We start from the raw sequence: 18,631 nt of genomic DNA, 5'->3' as shown, positions 1-18,631 counted from the left end.
GAAGGCTTTTTTTATATAAATTAGATTATGACTTAATGAATGTGTTTTTCAGCATGGTAAGAAGAACGAACAAGCGCTCCACTTTCGACATGCCTAAAACCTAATTCTTTACCAATTTTTTCGTATTTTTCAAATTGTTCTGGTTTGATAAATTCTTTTACAGGTAAATGTTTTTTACTGGGTTGCAAATATTGTCCAATGGTTACAATGTCAACATTTGCATCTCTTAAATCATGTAACGTTTGAATCACCTCTTCTTCAGTTTCTCCTAAACCTAACATGATTCCTGATTTGGTTCTTTTAATACCTTGTTGTTTTAAATAACGAAGTACTTCCAAACTTCTTTCGTATTTCGCTTGAATGCGCACTTCACGAGTCAATCGTTTTACAGTTTCCATATTGTGAGAAACTACCTCTGGTGCAACAGCTACGATGCGATCTAAATTTCTTTCGTTTCCTTGAAAATCAGGAATTAAAGTTTCTAAAGTCGTATTTGGATTCATTCTGCGAATGGCTTTCACCGTTTCCGCCCAAATAATAGATCCCATATCTTTAATATCGTCTCGATCCACACTCGTTATAACCGCATGTTTAATTTTCATTAATTTGATTGAGCGTGCTACTTTTTCAGGTTCGTCCCAATCTACTGTTTCTGGTCGTCCTGTTTTTACCCCACAAAAACCGCAAGAACGCGTACATACATTTCCTAAAATCATAAATGTAGCGGTACCTTCTCCCCAACATTCACCCATGTTAGGACAGCTACCTGACGTACAAATGGTGTTTAATTTATATTTGTCTACTAAACCTCTTAATTCTGTATATTTTTTTCCAGTAGGTAATTTAACACGCAACCATTTTGGTTTGGGTTCCTTTGGTGGAAAAACATTATTTAATACCGATTCCATTCTAATCAATTTGAGCTACAAAGATAAAAAGAAGTTAGAAGTTAGAAGTTAGAAATTAGAAAAATTACAAACTTTATGAAATTGTTAGGATTTGTTATTGTTTTTAATCATAACGACAAAGTAAGAATGTATTACTCAACAAAATCTAAATCGGTATTGTGCGTTTCTGGAATCGTTAAGGTAGCATAAATAGCCAAAATAAAAACCACAAGGCCTACAATGGCAGCAGCTAAAACAACACCATTTGAGATTTTTAAATAATTAAAGCTAATCAACATAACTGGAAGTAGGCCTCTTACCATATTTGGTATTGTAGTGGCAGCCGTACTTCTAATGTTAGTGCCAAATTGTTCGGCACCTACAGTCACAAACATGGCCCAATAACCTGTACCTAAACCAAGCCAAGCACAGTAAAAATAATACATGTTTTCTGTTTTGGTTCCTCCAAAAAGCATGAGACAAACACCTACAAGGGTAAAAAGCATCATGTAAAAAATAGCTTTTTTTCTAGAATGTAACCAATGTGAGATAAAGCCGCTAGCAAAATCACCAACAGAAATACCAATATACGTCCACATAATAGCTCTTCCTGGGTTGATGTTTTCGATTCCAAAAGCTGGAGCGAATTGATTTCCCATTACCGCTAAAATCCCAACACAAAACCATGTGGGTAGTCCGATAGCAATACACTTTAAATATTTTACAAAACGACTTGTATTGGTCACAAATAATAAAATATTACCTTTTTGAATGGTTTCTGATTTTTTGATGTCTTTATATATGCCAGATTCAACTACTCCAACGCGTAGAAATAAAAGGAGTAAGCCTAAACCACCACCTACAAAATAGGCAATGGTCCAATCGCCAGCAAGTTCTACAGTTAATTGAGCCACCACGGCTCCTAATAATCCAAAACCCGCTACAATAGAGGTGCCAATGGCTCTTAATTCTTTTGGTAAAGATTCGGAAACCAAAGTAATTCCAGCACCTAGTTCTCCTGCTAAGCCAATTCCTGCTACAAAGCGTAATAAAGCATATATTGTTATTAAATTGTCTTTAGGGAAATAAGGTAAAAAACCGCAGGCAATATTCGCTAATGAATACACTAAAATGGAACCAAAAAGTACCGATAATCTTCCTTTTTTATCACCGAAAACCCCCCAAATAATACCTCCAATTAATAAGCCAACCATTTGGTAGTTTAAAATCGTTGATCCCGCAACATTGGCATCTAATCCCAATGCTTCTAAGCTAGGAACTCTTACAATTCCAAAGAGTAATAAATCATAAATGTCTACAAAATAGCCTAAAGCAGCTACAATTACAGGAAGTGAAAATAAATGTTTTAGCTTCTGAGAAATGGTAAAATCTTGCATAACATGCTATGTTGGTTGGTTGCCAAATATAGAAAAGTTATTTTGTTTTTTTCTTCTCTTTTTTGGTAATAATTTCGGCTAATAATTTTTTAGCACGTAGTAGTTTTATTTTGATATTATTGAGTGGTTCCTCCAAAGTTTCTGCCATATCTTGATAACTCATTTCTTGAAAATAACGCAATTGAATCACTTCTTGATAGGCTGGCTTTAATTTTTTAATGTAATTCAATAATTGAGAAAGGTTTTGTTCGGTAATTATTTCGTCTTCAATGGAAGGCGTTTCATCTACAACATTAAAAGCACGATCGTCATCCTCATCTGAAATTTCAATAAATAAAGAAGATTTTTTCTTACGAAGCATGTCGATGTGTACATTTTTTGCAATTGTAATTAGCCAAGTATTAAATCCAAATTCAGGATTATAACTTGCAATTTTATCGAATGCTTTAGCAAAGGTTTCAATGGTGATGTCGTCTGTATCTGTTTCGTTTTCTGTTCTTTTTAGCATAAAGCCATAGACTTCATTCCAAAAAAAATCCAATAGAAAGGTAAAAGCTACTTGATCGCCAGTTTTAGCAAGTTCAATGTTTTTTTGAATAATTTCAGAATTTATTTCCAATGTACCGGTTTTGAAAAAAGATTAGTAAAAAAAACATTCAGTTGTGTGAAGATAAGTATTATTTCTATAATAGGATACCAAATCAAAGTGTCTTTTTCATCTAACTTTCCAGCAGCATAACCTAAACTGATCCATGTGAAAAGATATCTCAAAATGACTAACCCTAATACGAGTAACCATTCGTGCTGAAAAACGAGTAAAATAATGGTAAGTAAAACAAAGAGTAATTGGCTAGAGTAAAAAAGCCCTAATTGAAAACGATCAAAAGCGGTATACATTTTTGCTGTTGAAACATGTCTTCTTTTTTGATTGAACCAAGTTGAAAATGTTTTTTTAGGTTCTGAATAGGTAAAACTTTCTGGTGTGTAACAAACAGCTGTATTCGAACTATTGCTTACTTGATTTATAAATAAATCATCATCACCAGAACGTATTTTCATATGATTTACAAATCCTCCTGAATTTAAAAATAGTTCTTTTTGATAGGCTAAATTACGACCTACGCCCATATAGGGTTTTCCGGATTTTGCCCAGCCAAAATATTGTGTAGCGGTCAATAAGGTTTCAAAACGGATGATTTTGTTTAAAAAAGAATTTTTAATTTTTTCGTAGGCACCGTAGCCTAAAATAATTTGTTTCTTCTCTGAAAACTGGCTACTCATATGGCTTATCCAATTACTAGAATTAGGAACGCAATCGGCATCAGTAAAAAGTAAATTTCCATATTTGGCTACTTTAATACCTAAAGTTAACGCGTATTTTTTATTGGCCCAAAATGTTTCGTTATTTTGAACTTTTACCACTTTTACATTGGCATATTCTTTTTCATATGCTTCAAATAATTCTAAAGTTTCATCGGTTGAGGCATCGTCAATTAAGACTACTTCGTAGGTAGGATAATTTTGATGCATCAAAATAGGAAAAAGCTTTTTAATATTTTCGGCCTCATTTTTGGCACAAACTATAACAGAAACAGGAGTGGCGTTAGCGGTTATTTGTTGTGCTTTAGCAAAAGAAAAACGTCCCAAAATAAATACGTAATAAACAAATTGGATGCCAACAACAACTGCTAATGCAATTAGTAAGATGGTAAAAATCATAATAGAAATCTAAAATTAGGAATGCGAATTTTCTTTGCAGTCTTTCATTTCTTCTGGTGTTTTACCACAAAAGCTACAGTTTTCTCCATCAGGATTTAAAAAAGGACTCTGACTTGCACAAGTACCCGCAAATTTACCGTCTTTTTTTCCCCAAATTTTTATTGTGATGCCAAGAACAGCAACAGCAAGAAGACCTATTGTAAGTAAAATTAATTTCATCTCTGTAAATAAAAATTAGCTGGTACAAAGATACAAAAAAACAATTTTTAAAAAGGGATTTGTTACTTTTAATTTGTGAAATCCAAATTAGATAATATTTACTTCTGCTTCAATTGAAATTCCAAATTGTTCTAAAATCGTTTTTTGAATATTTTGTGCTACTGCTAAAATTTCTGCACCTGTTGCAGTACCATAATTAACTAAGACTAACGCCTGGTTTTTATGAATACCTGCATCGCCAAAGCGTTTGCCTTTAAAACCAGCTTGTTCAATAAGCCAGCCAGCGGGAACCTTAACTTCAGTTTCTGAAACTGGGTAATGAGGCATATTTGGAAATTTCAATTTTACTTGTTCGTATAATTGTTTTGGAACAATTGGGTTTTTAAAAAAACTTCCGCTGTTTCCAAGTTCTTTTGGGTCTGGAAGTTTGCTTTGTCGTATTGCAATTACTGCATTACTCACTTCTTTTAAGGTAGGATTGCTAATGTTTTGTTTGGCTAGTTGCTCTTCAATAGCTCCATAAGAAGTATTTAAGGTGTGATTTTTTTTGGTTAACTTAAAAGTAACCGAAGTAATAATGTATTGGTTTGTCAATTCATTTTTAAATACACTTTCTCTATAACCAAATGCGCAACTTTCTTTATCAAATGTGACTATTTTTTGTGAAGCGATTTCCATGGCTTCACAACAAAAGAAGGTATCTTTGATTTCTACTCCATAAGCACCAATATTTTGAATTGGGGTTGTTCCTACATTTCCGGGAATTAAAGAAAGATTTTCAAGACCTCCATAATTCTTTTCAATGCAATACAAAACAAATTCATGCCAGTTTTCCCCAGCTTGTGCTTTGACCCAGACAAAATCATCATTAGTATCTACAATTTCTATTCCTTTTAAAGCAACATGAACTACTAATTTATTAATATTTTGAGTTAGTAACATATTGCTACCACCTCCTAAAATAAAAATATCATTGTGATTTTGTAAAACAGAGGCTAATTCTTCTTTGGAATGTACCGCTACAAATTGTTTTGCTAGTGCATTTATGCGAAAAGTGTTATAAGGTTGTAGAGAGAAATTGTTTTCAAAAATCATAAGAGTGTTGCATTTTAATGACGTAAAAATACTAATTTATCGTGAAGTAATTAAAGATTGTAAAGACGATACGATTGATGGGTGCTTTTAATAATTTCTTCCGTGCGTGCTGCATGCGTATCGGAAATGAATATTTGTCCAAAAACTGAATCATTCACCATAGAAACAATTTTTTCTACCCGACTTTCATCTAGTTTATCAAAAATATCATCAAATAATAAGATGGGTAGTTCTCCACTTTGTTCTTTGATAAATTCAAATTGAGCCAATTTTAAAGCAATTAAAAAGGACTTTTGTTGCCCTTGAGACCCAAATTTTTTAATGGGATATCCTTCAATTTCAAAGGAAAGGTCATCTTTGTGAATACCACTACTAGTATATTGTAAAGCCCTGTCTTTGGATAGGTTTTGAGTAAATAATTCGCTCATGCTTGCTTCTGTTAGCTGACTTTGGTACACCAATTGAACCGTTTCATTTTGATTGGTTATGATGGCGTGATACTTTTGAAAAATAGGAGTAAACTGATGGATAAAATTTTGTCTTTTCTCGTAAATATTTTTTCCAATAGGTTCTAATTGTTCGTCGTAAATCGAAAGATTGTCTTTATCAAAAACTTGATTAAGAGCAAAATATTTTAGCAATGCATTTCTTTGTGCGAGTAATTTTTGATATTGAATTAACTCATTTAAATAATGATGGTCTAAAGTGGAAAGCACGCTGTCTAAGAATTTTCTTCTAGTTTCACTGCCTTCAATGATTAAATCTGTATCTGAGGGAGAAATAATTACGAGTGGAATAAAACCGATGTGTTCCGAAAGCTTATCGTATATTTTATTATTACGTTTGATTATTTTTTTTTGTCCTCTTTTAATGCTGCAAGAAATTTTTTCTTCGGTATCCTTTTTTATAAATACGGCATCTAATAAAAAAAAGTCTTCTTCGTGTTTGATATTTTGAGTAGCTAATGGGTTGAAATAGCTTTTTCCATAAGCCAAATGATAAATAGCATCTAAAATATTGGTTTTTCCAACGCCGTTTTTTCCTACAAAACAATTAATCTTGCTGTCAAAATCTAAGGATTTTGAAGCAATATTCTTATAATTTAATAGTGTGAGATGTTTTAAAAACACAAGCGAGATTTCTTTTAAGTAAACAGATTGCAAAAGTAATAGTAAATAAAAGATATTGGAAGTCTTTTTATTAAAAATAAGAAAAAAGGATAAAATTATGAAGTATTTTTAAGTACTATTTCTTCTATAAATTAACAATTAAAATGTAAGCGAATTCTGGTATTCCTAGGTTTCTTGTCTAAATATTGATTATTTTAAAATATTTTTTGTGTGTGTTTGAATAAAAATTATATTTTTGCACCTCTAATAAATGTATTATAAATGGCAACATATAACAAAAGAGGTTATAAAACACCAAAACCAAAAGAAGTTTTAGAAAACGAAAATGAATTTGATGAAGTGTTAGAATCAGGTGAAAGTACTACAGAAGAAGTATTTAATAAACTTGATGCTACGGCTTCTAGAACAGAGGAATGGGTGGCTAAAAACCAAAAAGTAATTTTAGGAATTGTTGGTGTAATTGCATTAGCTGCAGTAGGATACATATTGTTTAATAAATTTGTAGCAGAGCCAAAACAAGAACAAGCATTAAATGATATTTACCAAGCTCAGGTTTATTTTAACGAGGCATTAACCAATACACAAAATCCAGACTCATTATTTAATTTAGCTCTTAAAGGTGGAGAAGGAAAATTAGGATTAGTTAATTTAGCGGAACAATATTCAGGTTCAAAAGCTGGTAATGTAGCAAATTATTACGCTGGTATGGCTTATTTGCATATTAAAGATTTTAAAAATGCTGAAAAATATCTTTTAAAGTATGATGCACAGGATGTAATGACAAAAGCAATTGCTTTAGGTGCATTAGGAGATGCTTATTCTGAATTAAATAAAGTGGATGAAGCTATTGCATCTTATAAAAAAGCTTCTGAAGTAGATGAAAACGATTTTACAGCTCCAAAATATTTAATGAAAGCTGCTCAATTAGCTTACTTAAATAATAAAAAAGCAGAAGCTCACGCGATGTTTTCTACTATCAAAGAAAAATATGAAACATCAAGAGAAGCGCTTAATATTGATGCTTTAATTGCGATGACAGAATAAGTTTATGGCTACTGAAAATAAAAATTTATCTCAATACGATAAAAACACAATCCCAAATGCGAAGGACTTTCGATTTGGGATTGTTGTTTCAGAATGGAATGATACGATTACTAATGGTCTTTTTGAAGGTGCTAAAGCTGCTTTACTAGATTGTGGTACTTTGCCAGAAAATATTATTCGTTGGGATGTTCCAGGAAGTTTCGAGTTAATTTTTGGATCTAAAAAAATGATTCAAACGCAGCATGTAGATTGTGTAATTGCAATAGGTTGTGTCATTAAAGGCGAGACCATGCATTTCGAATTTGTATGTGATGGAGTAACCCAAGGAATTAAAGACTTAAACGTATTATATGATGTGCCTACCATTTTTTGTTTGTTGACAGATAATACCATGCAACAATCGATTGATAGAAGTGGAGGAAAACACGGTAATAAAGGTACTGAAGCGGCAATCGCTGCTATAAAAATGGTTGATATAAATAGAAAATAAAAAAAACTCACTACTTTATGAAATCCCGAAATTTTCGGGATTTTTTGTTAACAAAAAATTCAGACAAAAAAGCGTAAAAATCCGTAAATTTGAAAAAAATAATTACGCATGATTAAATTTGGAAGAGGTCAATTCAAATTGCCTAAAAATAAAAAGTTTAACTATACGCCTCGTCACTATGAAGGAAAAAAAATCGATAATTTATACGATTTTGATTCTATCATAAAAAAAGATAGAGATGCTGTTAGTTATAACGATTTGAGGGCGCATTGGAGTGAAGCAAGAGCAAATAGCAGAAACAGAGGGAATAGGCAATTTAATCTAAGAATTTTAATTATAGTTTTAGTTTTATTATTGCTTTTTATGTATATAATAGATTTTGATTTGTCTATTTTTAAAAAACAATAGATGTCTAGTATTATTCAGTTATTACCCGATCATGTTGCCAATCAGATTGCTGCAGGAGAGGTGGTTCAACGACCTGCTTCTGTAGTTAAAGAACTACTTGAAAATGCTATTGATGCTAAGGCAACCGATATAAAATTAATTGTTAAAGACGCTGGTAAAACATTAATCCAAGTTATCGATAACGGTATTGGAATGAGTGTAACCGATGCGCGTTTGTGCTTTGAACGTCATGCGACTTCTAAAATACGTCACGCAGAAGATTTATTTGATTTGCATACCAAAGGTTTTCGTGGCGAAGCATTAGCTTCTATTGCAGCGATTGCTCATGTCGAATTAAAAACCAAACAAGATCAAGAAGAATTAGGACATCATATTATTATTGAAGGCAGTAAATTTGTGTCACAAGAAGTAGCCGTTTTGCCTAAAGGAACTTCTTTCTTAGTCAAAAATCTCTTTTTTAATATACCTGCGCGACGTAATTTCTTAAAATCAGAAACCGTTGAGATGAAACACATTATGGATGAGTTTCAAAGAGTAGCTTTGGCACATCCATCCATTTATTTTACCCTAATTCATAACGGTTCTGAGAATTATAATTTACCTTCTTCAAATTATAGACAACGCATTGTAAATATATTAGGAGGTCGTACCAATGAGAAGTTGGTTCCTGTTTCAGAAGATACTGAAATAGTAACAATTAGTGGCTTTGTCGGGAAGCCAGAATATGCTAAAAAGAGTAGGAGTGAACAATTCTTTTTTGTGAACGATCGTTTTATTAAAAGCGGGTATTTACACCATGCTATCATGAGTGCTTATGATGGTTTGCTTAAAGAAGGCAACCAGCCGAGTTATTTCTTATATTTAAAAGTTCCACCACATACGATTGATATTAACATTCATCCTACCAAAACAGAAATAAAGTTTGATGACGAGCAAGCGTTGTATGCTATTTTACGTTCTTCGGTGAAACACAGTTTAGGTCAATTTAATGTGGCTCCAGTTTTGGATTTTGAGAGAGATCCTAATTTAGATACACCTTATGCGTATAAAGATAAGAGTTCGGATGTGCCTTTAATTCAGGTGGATGCTAATTTTAATCCTTTCCTTGACGAAAAACCAATTAAAACCAGTAGCAATTCGTATACTTCTAGTGGGAATTATGCTAAAAAGGAAACCGCTCATTCTTGGGAAAGTTTATATGTAGATTTACGTCAGGATACCAAAGAAGTTGAGAGTCTTTCTTTTGAAAGTGAAGAAGTAACGGGTTCTTTTTTTGAAAGTAAAGAAGTGGAAATAACGCCTTCAAGAACCTATCAAATTCACAAAAAATATATTGTAAGTTCGATTAAATCGGGTATGCTTGTAATTGATCAAAATAAAGCACACCAACGTGTTTTGTACGAACAGTTTTTAAGCAATATTACATTGAAAAAGGCTTCTAGCCAACAACTATTATTTCCTTTAGAATTACACTTTACAAAGGAAGAAATGCTTCTTATACAAGAATTAATTCCTTCTTTAGAGAATACCGGTTTTATTTTTGATGGTATTCACAAAGACTGTATTCATATTTCTGGAATACCTGTGTCTATTCAAGAAAGCGAAGTGAGTATTTTATTAGAAGAATTAATCAACGGATTGCAAAACAATGTGCCAGAGAGTAACTTTTGTTTGAACGATGGTATTGCTAAAACAATGGCTAAAAGTGTTGCTGTAAAAACAGGAACCTATTTAACGGAATTGGAACAAGAAAATTTGGTAAATGCTTTATTTGCTTGTAAAGATCCTAATGTTTCCCCATTTAATAAACCAACCTTTATTACGCTTAGTGTAGAGGATTTAGATAAAAAATTCGCCTTATGATGAGAATGACAGAAATGGTTAAGCATTTGCTAATCATTAATATTATATTTTTTATTGGAACCTATTTGGTTTCTAACTCTTTCGATTTAATGGCTTTGTATTATTTCGAAAATGAACAATTTCGTTTTTGGCAACCTTTAACGCATATGTTTATGCATGGAGGTATTGCTCATATTTTATTCAATATGTTTGCTTTGGTTTCTTTTGGTAGTGCTTTAGAACATTTATGGGGAGGCAAGAAGTTTTTGTTTTTTTATTTTTCTTGTGGGATAGGTGCTTTTTTATTGCACACTGTTGTTAATTATATTTTCTTTCATCATGGTTTGAGTATTTTAGTTGATAATGGTATTGATAAAAGTCAAATCTTTGGAATTCTTAATGAAGGTAAATATAATACAGATTGGAGTCAATACTTATCGAGTGGTTCTTTAGATAGAATGTTGTCAGCTTTCTTTACACCTGTTGTTGGAGCTTCTGGAGCCATTTATGGTTTGTTAGTCGCTTTTACCTATTTGTATCCCAATGCAGAATTGGCTTTAATGTTTATACCCGTTCCTATAAAAGCAAAATATTTTGTACCTGTTTGGATATTTGGATTTGATATTTGTTATGGTATTATTGGGAAATATTTGGGAATGACAAGTAGTAATTTTGCTCATTTTGCGCATCTTGGAGGTGCGTTAGTTGGACTGATTATGGTTTGGTATTGGAAAAAAAATCAATTTAATAAAAATCGTTGGGATAGATAATATATGCTATGAATATTTTAGAAGATTTAAAATTACAATATAAAATAGGCGGTTTAGTTCTAAAGATTATTTTTTGGAATGTAGGAATTTTTATTGTGTTTTCATTATTAAACGTTGTTTTAAAACTTTCTAACATTGGTTTTAATTACTACGAATATGTTGCCTTACCTTCCTTATTTAGTACTTATATTACTAAATTTTGGACACTTTTTACTTATATGTTTATTCATTTCGATTTTTGGCATTTATTTTGGAATGTTGTTGTTTTATGGTTTAGTTCTAGGTATTTTCTATATTATTTTACATTAAAACAATTCTCCTTTGTTTATTTCTTTGGAGGTTTTTTTGCAGGAATTGTGTATTTAATTTATTTTCAGTTTTTAGGAGTAGATACTCAACTTATTGGGGCAAGTGGCGCTATTTTAGCAGTTTTAATGGCGGTTACAATTTATGCACCTTATACACAAGTTGGATTCTTTTCTTTAGATTTTTTGAAATTGTGGCACATAAGTTTTTTTATATTATTTTTAGATATTATTCAAATGCCATTTGCTAATTTTGGAGGCCATTTAGCGCATTTAGGTGGTGCTTTATTTGGTTTTATATATGTTAAATTACTTCAAAATGGAACTGATTTATCAAAAGGAATTTCTAAATTACAAGATGGAATAGAAGGACTTTTTTCTCCAAAAAAGAAAACACCATTTAAAAAAGTACATAAAAATACCTATCAAAAGACTACCTTTACTAAAACTACTCAAGAAAAAGATATCAATCAGAAAAAGATAGATGATATTTTGGATAAAATTAGTAAATCGGGATATGATAGTTTGAGTAAAGAAGAAAAGGAATTTTTATTTAAAGTTGGTAAATAATTGAAAAGAGAATCGTTAATAAGTAGAATTGCTTTTTTTTGTAATAAAGTTTTAGCTTTGTTAACCTTTCTTGCTTATATTTTACCTTTTTTAGCACCTAATTTATTTCCTTTCTTAAGTGTTTTAACGCTTTTGTTACCCTTGTTTTTAGTACTGAATGCCGCTTTTTTTATCATTTGGTTGCTTCAATTGAAAAGGAAGATGTTGCTTTCTGGGGTAGTGCTGTTAATTGGAATTACCTTTTTAGGTAAATTATATCGTTTCAAAGATGCTAAATTAGAAGCAGAGCCAGATGATTTTACACTTATGAGTTATAATGTGCGTCTGTTTAATAAATATGAATGGTTGCCTAATAAAAATGTTCCTAGTGATATTTCGGATGTCATTCAAGATTACAATCCAGATATCTTATGTTTGCAAGAATTTACGCCTAATGAAGATGTAAGGTTGCGAAATTTTCCCTACAAAAAAATATATTTGAAAGGAGATAAAAATAAATACGGACAAGCTATTTTTTCTAAATTCGAAATCGTAAATACTGGGAAAATAGTATTTCCAAATTCTACAAACAATGTCATTTTTGCCGACATTGTAAAAAAAGAAGATACGATACGAGTATATAGTATGCATTTGCAATCGGTAAAAATTAGTACCGATATACATGAAAAATTAGATGAGAATAAGTCCAAGTTTATTTTCAAACGAATTAGTGAAGCTTTTAAGCAACAACAACAACAATCGGAGTTGATTAAAGATCATTATGCGAGTTGTTCTTATCCAAAAATTATTTGTGGCGATATGAATAATAGTGCTTTTTCTTATGTGTATAGTAATATTAAAGGCGAAATGACCGATGCTTTTCAACAAGCTGGTCAAGGTTTTGGAGAATCCTATAACTTTAAATATTATCCTGCACGAATTGACTATGTGTTTGTTGAAGATGCTTTTATAGTGAAAGAATTTATAACAGATAATCAAGTGAAGCTTAGCGATCACTTTCCAGTTTTTACACGATTAAAGAAAATTGAATCCGTTGCAACAAACCCCTTAAAAAAGTAGTTTTTGTTCTAATAGGTAATCCTTTGTATGTCTTCCTTCATTAAAAAGCAAATCCAAAATACTTAAATTCGGAATAAAACCGTGCTTTTCATTAAAAACTTGAGTGTAAGGTTCGTTTACAAAAGTGTCTTTTTTTCCATTGGCTAACGGACGAAAATCAGTATAATTTTCAACTTCATGAAAATACTCTTGAGTAGTACTATAAGGTAAGGTAATGCCCAAACAATCATTGATGATTTCAAATATTTCAAAATTTAAATCCATCATGAACTCATGTTTCTTTTCAAAAATAGTACGCATATCATCTTCAAAAAACTCAAAAAAAGGAGAGGTTCGGTAAGCTGCTTCTAAGGATTTAAAATGATTTTTTTGCCAATCAAAAGCATTTTCAATTTTTACATCTTTATATTTCTGGTGTGGTTCTGTATTATGCTTAACAGGAATGTTTAGCATTTGAACACCATTCGGACTATAAATATACATGCGATTGCGATTCGTTTGCTTTTGAAAATTATCTTCTTTTTCAAAAGTTATGGTCTCTGCTTGTAATAGTGCTGTATATTGACTTATAGAAGGAAAATAGGTTGGATGTAATAAAATGTTCATTCGTAAAATAATTTTAAAAAGCAAGAGTTTATATTGTTGAAATATAAACTCTTGTTGTATTTAATGCTTATGTTTAATTAAGCTACTTTCTCTTTTTTTCTTTTTTTATAGAAATATTCGCCTACAAAGTATAACGCAAGTAAGGCTAAAAAGTATTTAAAATAAGACTTTGGTTGACCGTCACCTGATACGGTTGTAAACAATCGTTCCCAACGTATTTTGTTAATTCCTTTTCCATTTGAATTCCAACTCATCCAGATGAAAACCGGTTTTCCCACAATATGGTCTTCTGGAGTGTAGCCAAAATAACGTGCGTCTAATGAATTATGACGATTGTCTCCCATCATCCAATAATAATCTTGTTTAAAAGTATATTGATTGGTTACTTGTCCGTTAATTTTAATTTGGTCACCATTCACTTCTAAAGTGTTTCCTTCATATTCTGTAATGATAATTTTATAAAGCGGAAGTGTTTCTTTATTTAAAGTTACCGTTTTACCTGCTTCAGGAATATAAATTGGGCCAAAATTATCTCCGTTCCAATCTCTTGTAGTAGAAGGCTTACCATCTTTGAAATCTGGGAAAGTACCGTCTTCAGCACCTTTTCTTATATTTCTTTTAACATTCAATATGCCTGGGAAATTTTTTAATCTTTCTGCAGATTCATAAGTTAAAGCACTAAAATACAAGGTATCACTATCTCTAGAGGTTAAACCTACACCATCTGTAATATTTAATTCTGAAATAATATAGTCAATGTTAATTTTACTTCTGTCAAAAGCTACATTGTAAGAATATTGTGGTTTCGCACGTTCAGGTAAAATAAGCTCTTTCCCATTTATAAAAACAATTCCGTCTTTAATTTCTAAAGAATCGCCAGCAATACCTACACATCTTTTAACATAGTTAGTCTTTTTATCGATTGGTTTGTCAATTCTTCTGTTCGAAGGATTGTACATGTTGTCTAGGGTATCTCTTGGCCAGTTAAAAACAACAATATCGTTATTTTTAATTTTTTCTAATTTAGGAAATCTAAAATAAGGTAATTGTGGTTTTTTAGTGTAAGATAAAGTTCCTACTAAAGGTATCGAATCATGTACCATTGGAGCGGCAATTGGGGTCATTGGTGTTCTTGCTCCATAATTAAACTTGCTTACAAAAAGGAAATCACCTATTAATAAGGATTTTTCCAAAGAAGAAGTTGGAATTACATAAGGTTGTATAAAATAAGTGTGTACAAAAGTGGCAACAATAATGGCAAATGCTAATGAACCTAAAGTATCCATAGCCTTTGTAGGAGCTTTTAAATCACGATCCGCATGATAGGTAAGTTCTTGGGTGTAGTTTACATAAAAAATATATAAGCCTAGAGTAGCCACACCTAAAACCATATCAAGTGTGGTTTTCTTACCAAAAGTTCGTAAAGTTTCTATCCAAATAATAGGAAACATAAACAAATTAATGATAGGAATAAAAAGCAACAAAGTCCACCATGTAGGCCGGTTGATAATTTTCATTAATACAATTGCATTATAAATGGGCACAAAAGCTTCCCATGCTTTTCTACCTGCTTTGGTGTATAATTTCCAAGTGCCTAAACCATGTATGACTTGTACTATTAAGATAAATAATAACCAACCTTGTACTGACATCTTTATTTTATTTAATTGTTTAAATTGTTTAAAGTTTTAGAGTCTAAACTTAAAACAAGTAATCTATTTTTATTTTTTTAATATCTAATTTAATCCTAAAACATCTTTCATCGTAAAGATGCCATTTTTTCCAATAATCCATTCTGCAGCTACAACAGCTCCTAATGCGAAGCCTTCTCTGGTGTGTGCGGTATGTTTAATTTCAATCTTATCTACACTACTATCATAAAAGATGCTATGTGTACCTGGTATATTTTCAATTCTTTTGGCTTCAATATGTATTTCAGAAGCTGTAGCTTCATCTAATGTCCAGTTTGTATAATCGGTGTTTTGGATAATTCCATTCGCTAATGAAATGGCTGTACCACTAGGTGCGTCTAGTTTTTGAGTGTGATGAATTTCTTCCATTGACACTTGATACTGTTTTAAATTGGCCATCATTTTTGCTAAATAAGCATTCAATTCAAAAAAGATATTTACCCCTAAACTAAAATTTGAGCCATAAATAAAACTTCCGTTTTTAGTTTTACACAATGCTACCATAGTATCATATTCTTCTAGCCAACCTGTAGTTCCAGAAATAACAGGTACATTGTTTTCAAAACAAGCTGAAATATTAGCAACTGCACTAGTTGGAATACTAAAATCTATTGCCACATCTGCTTTTTCTAGACCAGCATAAGAATCACTTCTTCCTTTTCTTAGTACAATTTCATGACCGCGTTCTAAGGCTATTTTTTCAATAACCTTACCCATTTTTCCATATCCTAAAAGTGCAATTTTCATGAAGTATAAGACGTTATTTTTAGCTTCTGTTAGCCAATGAAATGTTAAAAATTATACGTTAATTTTAAACCTGTTTTAAAACGATAGTCAATTTCGTTTTGATATAATTCAGGTCTAATGGATAGATTTTCGTTTACGTTAAACTGAAGTAAATGAGCATCAACGTTCGCATCAACTATATTTAATATATAGATACCCGCTGTAATTAAAGCAGATAAATCTCTATTTCTTTGATGAAATTTTTGTCCTCTAATTAAACCAGCATTATCTAAACTACCATAAATAGGGTGATCACCTTGTTTTGAAGTACCGTCTAATCTCGCTTTGTATTCATCTCTATACTCATGGTATTTTTTATTATTCCAACTGTAATAATATAGTCCCAAGCCTAATCCACCATAAACAATTGGAATTTTCCAATATTTTTTATTGTAGGCTTGACCTAAACCAGGAAGTATAGCCGAATAAAAAGCTGCTTTAGCAGGAGATAATGGATTTATTTTTGAGTTTTTAGTAGTAATAGTGTCTTGAATAACTAAAGAAACTTCTTCTTGAGCCCAACAACTGTTACCAAAAAGTAAACCAAAAAAAGATATGATTAATAGTTTCTTCACTAGGAGTTAATCAATTTCAAGATACGATTAAAATCTTCTTCAGAATGAAAAGGAATAGTAATTTTTCCTTTTCCATTTGAAGCCACTTTAACATCTACTTTGGTTCCAAAAAATCCAGTAAAAGCTTTTTGATCGGTTTCAGCTACTTCAAAACTCTTTGCAGCCGTTTTAGCTGCTTGCGGTTTTAAACTGTCTTGATATTTTTTTACCAAAGCTTCTGTTTCTCTAACAGATAAGTTTTGACTTACTACTTTGTGGTAAATAGAAGATTGTACTTCATCGTCTTCAATAGAAATTAATGCCCTTCCATGACCCATGGAAATAAAACCATCACGCATTCCTGTTTGAATAATTGGGTCTAACTTTAGTAAACGTAAGTAATTGGTAATTGTAGAACGTTTTTTACCTACTCGGTCACTCAATTCTTCTTGAGTCAAATTAATTTCATCAATTAATCTTTGGTACGATAAAGCTACCTCAATTGGATCTAAGTCATGACGTTGGATGTTTTCCACCAAAGCCATTACTAATGATTCATTGTCATTCGCTAAACGAATGTAGGCTGGAATCGTCTCTAAACCAGCTAATTTAGAAGCACGTAATCTTCTTTCTCCAGAAATTAACTGGAATTTATTAAAATCTAATTTACGAACAGTAATCGGTTGAATAACACCTAATTCCTTAATAGAAATTGCTAATTCTTTTAGGGTTTCTTCGTTAAAATTACTTCTCGGTTGAAACGGATTTATCTCAATTGCATCTAATTCAAGCTCAATAATGTTACCAACCACTTTATCGGCCCCTTTATCTTCAACCGATTTAATATCGTTTGTAGGGTCTTTCAATAAAGCTGATAATCCTCTTCCTAATGCTTGTTTTTTTTCTGCTTTCGCCATCTTTCTATATTACTTATTTTTCTTGATAATTTCTTCCGCTAGATTGATATAATTAGTAGCTCCTTTACTGGTCGCATCATAGTTAATAATGCTTTCACCATAACTTGGAGCTTCACTTAATTTAATATTTCTTTGAATTACGGTTTCAAAAACCATATCGTTAAAGTGTTTTTGTACTTCTTCAACAACTTGGTTCGATAAACGCAAACGAGAATCATACATCGTTAGTAATAATCCTTCAATATCTAATTCAGGGTTGTGTATTTTTTGAACACTCTTAATTGTATTCAATAATTTTCCTAAACCTTCTAGAGCAAAATACTCACATTGAATAGGAATAATAACACTATCTGCAACTGTTAATGCATTCAAGGTTAATAATCCTAATGAAGGAGCACAGTCGATAAGAATGTAATCGTATTTGTCTTTCACACTTTCAAGTGCTTTTTTCAACATATACTCACGATTTTCTTTATCTACTAGCTCAATTTCAATAGCTACTAAGTCTATATGTGCAGGTATAACCGAAACATTCGGAGCATTGGTAGCCATAGTCGCCTCTTCTGGAGTGTTACTATGTTCTAAAACTTGATAACTACCGATGGCAACACTTTCTACATCAATGCCTAAACCCGAACTGGCATTTGCCTGTGGATCAGCGTCAATTAAAAGTACTTTCTTTTCTAAAACACCTAGTGCTGCAGCAAGATTAATAGAAGTAGTTGTTTTTCCAACACCACCTTTTTGATTGGCAATTGCTATGATTTTACCCATTTGTTTTCTAAAAATTTTTGAGTCGTAAAAATACAATTATTTATGGTTTTTTCAAGCCAAATTTGTTAACAATACATTAAAGTAGGCGAAGTCCTTTATTTTAAAGAATAAATTGTAGTATTTTATTTTTTGGAGCACCACTTTTTTATTTTGAACACCATCTGTCCCGTTATCCACTCTATCTTTTTTACAAGGCTAAAATACTGTTAATCTGGAGTACCCTAGTAAAAAAGGATGTCGTTTCTACCGGGGCTAAAATAGACAAACTTTTTTTAATTAAAAACACGAATGAGGCTTCTTTTGTGATTAAAAAAATAAAAGTTTTTATTGCATAAGAGAATCACTACAAAAGATTTTTGTATAGGGCT

20 protein-coding genes are annotated in these 18,631 nt (G+C 31.5%); 7 read left to right on the top strand and 13 right to left on the bottom strand.

From position 1 onward, the window contains the following. Nucleotides 1–32: 32 nt before the first annotated feature. From lipA to recF, 7 genes are all read right to left on the bottom strand, one after another. Complete coding sequence (gene lipA / locus FHG05_RS08625) at nt 33–908, bottom strand: lipoyl synthase (protein WP_140997611.1); 876 nt, start codon at nt 906–908, stop codon at nt 33–35. A 131-nt stretch (nt 909–1,039) separates the two neighbouring features. Next, a complete protein-coding gene (locus tag FHG05_RS08620) occupies nt 1,040–2,284 on the bottom strand; it encodes an MFS transporter (RefSeq protein ID WP_140997610.1) in 1,245 nt (414 codons plus the stop codon). 37 nt (nt 2,285–2,321) lie between these two features. Further along, complete coding sequence (locus tag FHG05_RS08615; RefSeq protein ID WP_140997609.1) at nt 2,322–2,903, bottom strand: RNA polymerase sigma factor; 582 nt, start codon at nt 2,901–2,903, stop codon at nt 2,322–2,324. Beyond that, nucleotides 2,894–4,003 carry a glycosyltransferase gene (locus FHG05_RS08610; RefSeq protein ID WP_140997608.1) on the bottom strand — a complete coding sequence of 370 codons (1,110 nt, stop codon included), beginning with the start codon at nt 4,001–4,003 and terminating at the stop codon, nt 2,894–2,896. The genes FHG05_RS08615 and FHG05_RS08610 overlap by 10 nt, the downstream gene beginning before the upstream one ends. 15 nt (nt 4,004–4,018) lie before the next feature. Further along, a complete protein-coding gene (locus FHG05_RS08605; protein WP_140997607.1) occupies nt 4,019–4,222 on the bottom strand; it encodes a membrane or secreted protein in 204 nt (67 codons plus the stop codon). A gap of 87 nt (nt 4,223–4,309) precedes the next feature. Next, nucleotides 4,310–5,317, bottom strand: coding sequence for a UDP-N-acetylmuramate dehydrogenase (murB, locus tag FHG05_RS08600; RefSeq protein WP_140997606.1), 1,008 nt, complete (start codon nt 5,315–5,317; stop codon nt 4,310–4,312). A 50-nt stretch (nt 5,318–5,367) separates the two neighbouring features. Further along, the gene (recF, locus tag FHG05_RS08595; RefSeq protein ID WP_140997605.1) at nt 5,368–6,447 is read right to left on the bottom strand and encodes a DNA replication/repair protein RecF; all 1,080 of its coding nucleotides are present in this window, start codon (nt 6,445–6,447) and stop codon (nt 5,368–5,370) included. A 261-nt stretch (nt 6,448–6,708) separates the two neighbouring features. On the opposite strand from recF, the gene FHG05_RS08590 reads away from it, so the two are divergent. The 7 genes from FHG05_RS08590 to FHG05_RS08560 all read left to right on the top strand — a co-directional run bounded on the left by FHG05_RS08590 (nt 6,709) and on the right by FHG05_RS08560 (nt 12,935). Next, nucleotides 6,709–7,491: a tetratricopeptide repeat protein gene (locus tag FHG05_RS08590; protein ID WP_140997604.1), complete on the top strand. Its 783-nt coding sequence runs from the start codon at nt 6,709–6,711 to the stop codon at nt 7,489–7,491. A gap of 4 nt (nt 7,492–7,495) precedes the next feature. After that, on the top strand, nt 7,496–7,981 hold the full coding sequence (gene ribH / locus FHG05_RS08585) for a 6,7-dimethyl-8-ribityllumazine synthase (RefSeq protein WP_140997603.1): 486 nt from the start codon (nt 7,496–7,498) through the stop codon (nt 7,979–7,981). Nucleotides 7,982–8,089: 108 nt separating this feature from the next. Beyond that, on the top strand, nt 8,090–8,389 hold the full coding sequence (locus FHG05_RS08580) for a hypothetical protein (protein WP_140997602.1): 300 nt from the start codon (nt 8,090–8,092) through the stop codon (nt 8,387–8,389). Beyond that, nucleotides 8,390–10,252: a DNA mismatch repair endonuclease MutL gene (mutL, locus tag FHG05_RS08575; RefSeq protein ID WP_140997601.1), complete on the top strand. Its 1,863-nt coding sequence runs from the start codon at nt 8,390–8,392 to the stop codon at nt 10,250–10,252. Then, entirely contained in the window at nt 10,249–11,001 is a 753-nt protein-coding gene (locus tag FHG05_RS08570; protein ID WP_140997600.1) for a rhomboid family intramembrane serine protease, read from the top strand. Before mutL ends, FHG05_RS08570 begins: the two co-directional genes overlap by 4 nt. A gap of 8 nt (nt 11,002–11,009) precedes the next feature. Continuing rightward, the gene (locus FHG05_RS08565) at nt 11,010–11,876 is read left to right on the top strand and encodes a rhomboid family intramembrane serine protease (RefSeq protein WP_140997599.1); all 867 of its coding nucleotides are present in this window, start codon (nt 11,010–11,012) and stop codon (nt 11,874–11,876) included. After that, a complete protein-coding gene (locus FHG05_RS08560) occupies nt 11,877–12,935 on the top strand; it encodes an endonuclease/exonuclease/phosphatase family protein (RefSeq protein WP_140997598.1) in 1,059 nt (352 codons plus the stop codon). It abuts the gene before it with no gap. Here FHG05_RS08560 and FHG05_RS08555 read toward each other — a convergent pair. The 6 genes from FHG05_RS08555 to FHG05_RS08530 form a co-directional block, all read right to left on the bottom strand. Next, nucleotides 12,924–13,541, bottom strand: a complete 618-nt coding sequence (locus FHG05_RS08555) for a WbqC family protein (RefSeq protein WP_140997597.1) — start codon at nt 13,539–13,541, stop codon at nt 12,924–12,926. The two genes, FHG05_RS08560 and FHG05_RS08555, sit on opposite strands and share 12 nt — an antisense overlap. A gap of 77 nt (nt 13,542–13,618) precedes the next feature. Further along, entirely contained in the window at nt 13,619–15,193 is a 1,575-nt protein-coding gene (lepB, locus tag FHG05_RS08550) for a signal peptidase I (RefSeq protein WP_140997596.1), read from the bottom strand. A gap of 84 nt (nt 15,194–15,277) precedes the next feature. Further along, complete coding sequence (gene dapB, locus FHG05_RS08545) at nt 15,278–15,979, bottom strand: 4-hydroxy-tetrahydrodipicolinate reductase (RefSeq protein WP_140997595.1); 702 nt, start codon at nt 15,977–15,979, stop codon at nt 15,278–15,280. Between the two features lie 44 nt (nt 15,980–16,023). Then, nucleotides 16,024–16,593, bottom strand: a complete 570-nt coding sequence (locus FHG05_RS08540) for a DUF5683 domain-containing protein (RefSeq protein WP_219994973.1) — start codon at nt 16,591–16,593, stop codon at nt 16,024–16,026. Further along, nucleotides 16,593–17,489 (bottom strand): ParB/RepB/Spo0J family partition protein, encoded by an 897-nt coding sequence (locus tag FHG05_RS08535; RefSeq protein WP_140997594.1) that lies wholly within the window; start codon nt 17,487–17,489, stop codon nt 16,593–16,595. Before FHG05_RS08535 ends, FHG05_RS08540 begins: the two co-directional genes overlap by 1 nt. Nucleotides 17,490–17,498: 9 nt before the next feature. After that, nucleotides 17,499–18,263, bottom strand: a complete 765-nt coding sequence (locus FHG05_RS08530) for a ParA family protein (protein ID WP_140997593.1) — start codon at nt 18,261–18,263, stop codon at nt 17,499–17,501. Between the last annotated feature and the right edge of the window lie 368 nt (nt 18,264–18,631).

The organism is Flavobacterium profundi (assembly GCF_006491645.1).
GTDB classification, from domain to species: domain Bacteria; phylum Bacteroidota; class Bacteroidia; order Flavobacteriales; family Flavobacteriaceae; genus Flavobacterium; species Flavobacterium profundi.
The sequence above is the reverse complement of the archived record's forward strand: the minus strand, read 5'-3'. Positions and strand labels throughout refer to the sequence as shown.

Excerpts from the sequence above, each read along its gene's own strand:
- mutL (WP_140997601.1), top strand. The coding sequence starts at position 8,390 with ATGTCTAGTATTATTCAGTTATTACCCGATCATGTTGCCAATCAGATT.
- FHG05_RS08535 (WP_140997594.1), bottom strand. The coding sequence starts at position 17,489 with ATGGCGAAAGCAGAAAAAAAACAAGCATTAGGAAGAGGATTATCAGCT.
- lipA (WP_140997611.1), bottom strand. The coding sequence starts at position 908 with ATGGAATCGGTATTAAATAATGTTTTTCCACCAAAGGAACCCAAACCA.
- FHG05_RS08610 (WP_140997608.1), bottom strand. The coding sequence starts at position 4,003 with ATGATTTTTACCATCTTACTAATTGCATTAGCAGTTGTTGTTGGCATC.
- murB (WP_140997606.1), bottom strand. The coding sequence starts at position 5,317 with ATGATTTTTGAAAACAATTTCTCTCTACAACCTTATAACACTTTTCGC.
- dapB (WP_140997595.1), bottom strand. The coding sequence starts at position 15,979 with ATGAAAATTGCACTTTTAGGATATGGAAAAATGGGTAAGGTTATTGAA.
- lepB (WP_140997596.1), bottom strand. The coding sequence starts at position 15,193 with ATGTCAGTACAAGGTTGGTTATTATTTATCTTAATAGTACAAGTCATA.
- ribH (WP_140997603.1), top strand. The coding sequence starts at position 7,496 with ATGGCTACTGAAAATAAAAATTTATCTCAATACGATAAAAACACAATC.
- FHG05_RS08620 (WP_140997610.1), bottom strand. The coding sequence starts at position 2,284 with ATGCAAGATTTTACCATTTCTCAGAAGCTAAAACATTTATTTTCACTT.
- FHG05_RS08530 (WP_140997593.1), bottom strand. The coding sequence starts at position 18,263 with ATGGGTAAAATCATAGCAATTGCCAATCAAAAAGGTGGTGTTGGAAAA.
- FHG05_RS08565 (WP_140997599.1), top strand. The coding sequence starts at position 11,010 with ATGAATATTTTAGAAGATTTAAAATTACAATATAAAATAGGCGGTTTA.
- FHG05_RS08605 (WP_140997607.1), bottom strand. The coding sequence starts at position 4,222 with ATGAAATTAATTTTACTTACAATAGGTCTTCTTGCTGTTGCTGTTCTT.
- FHG05_RS08580 (WP_140997602.1), top strand. The coding sequence starts at position 8,090 with ATGATTAAATTTGGAAGAGGTCAATTCAAATTGCCTAAAAATAAAAAG.
- FHG05_RS08555 (WP_140997597.1), bottom strand. The coding sequence starts at position 13,541 with ATGAACATTTTATTACATCCAACCTATTTTCCTTCTATAAGTCAATAT.
- FHG05_RS08570 (WP_140997600.1), top strand. The coding sequence starts at position 10,249 with ATGATGAGAATGACAGAAATGGTTAAGCATTTGCTAATCATTAATATT.
- FHG05_RS08590 (WP_140997604.1), top strand. The coding sequence starts at position 6,709 with ATGGCAACATATAACAAAAGAGGTTATAAAACACCAAAACCAAAAGAA.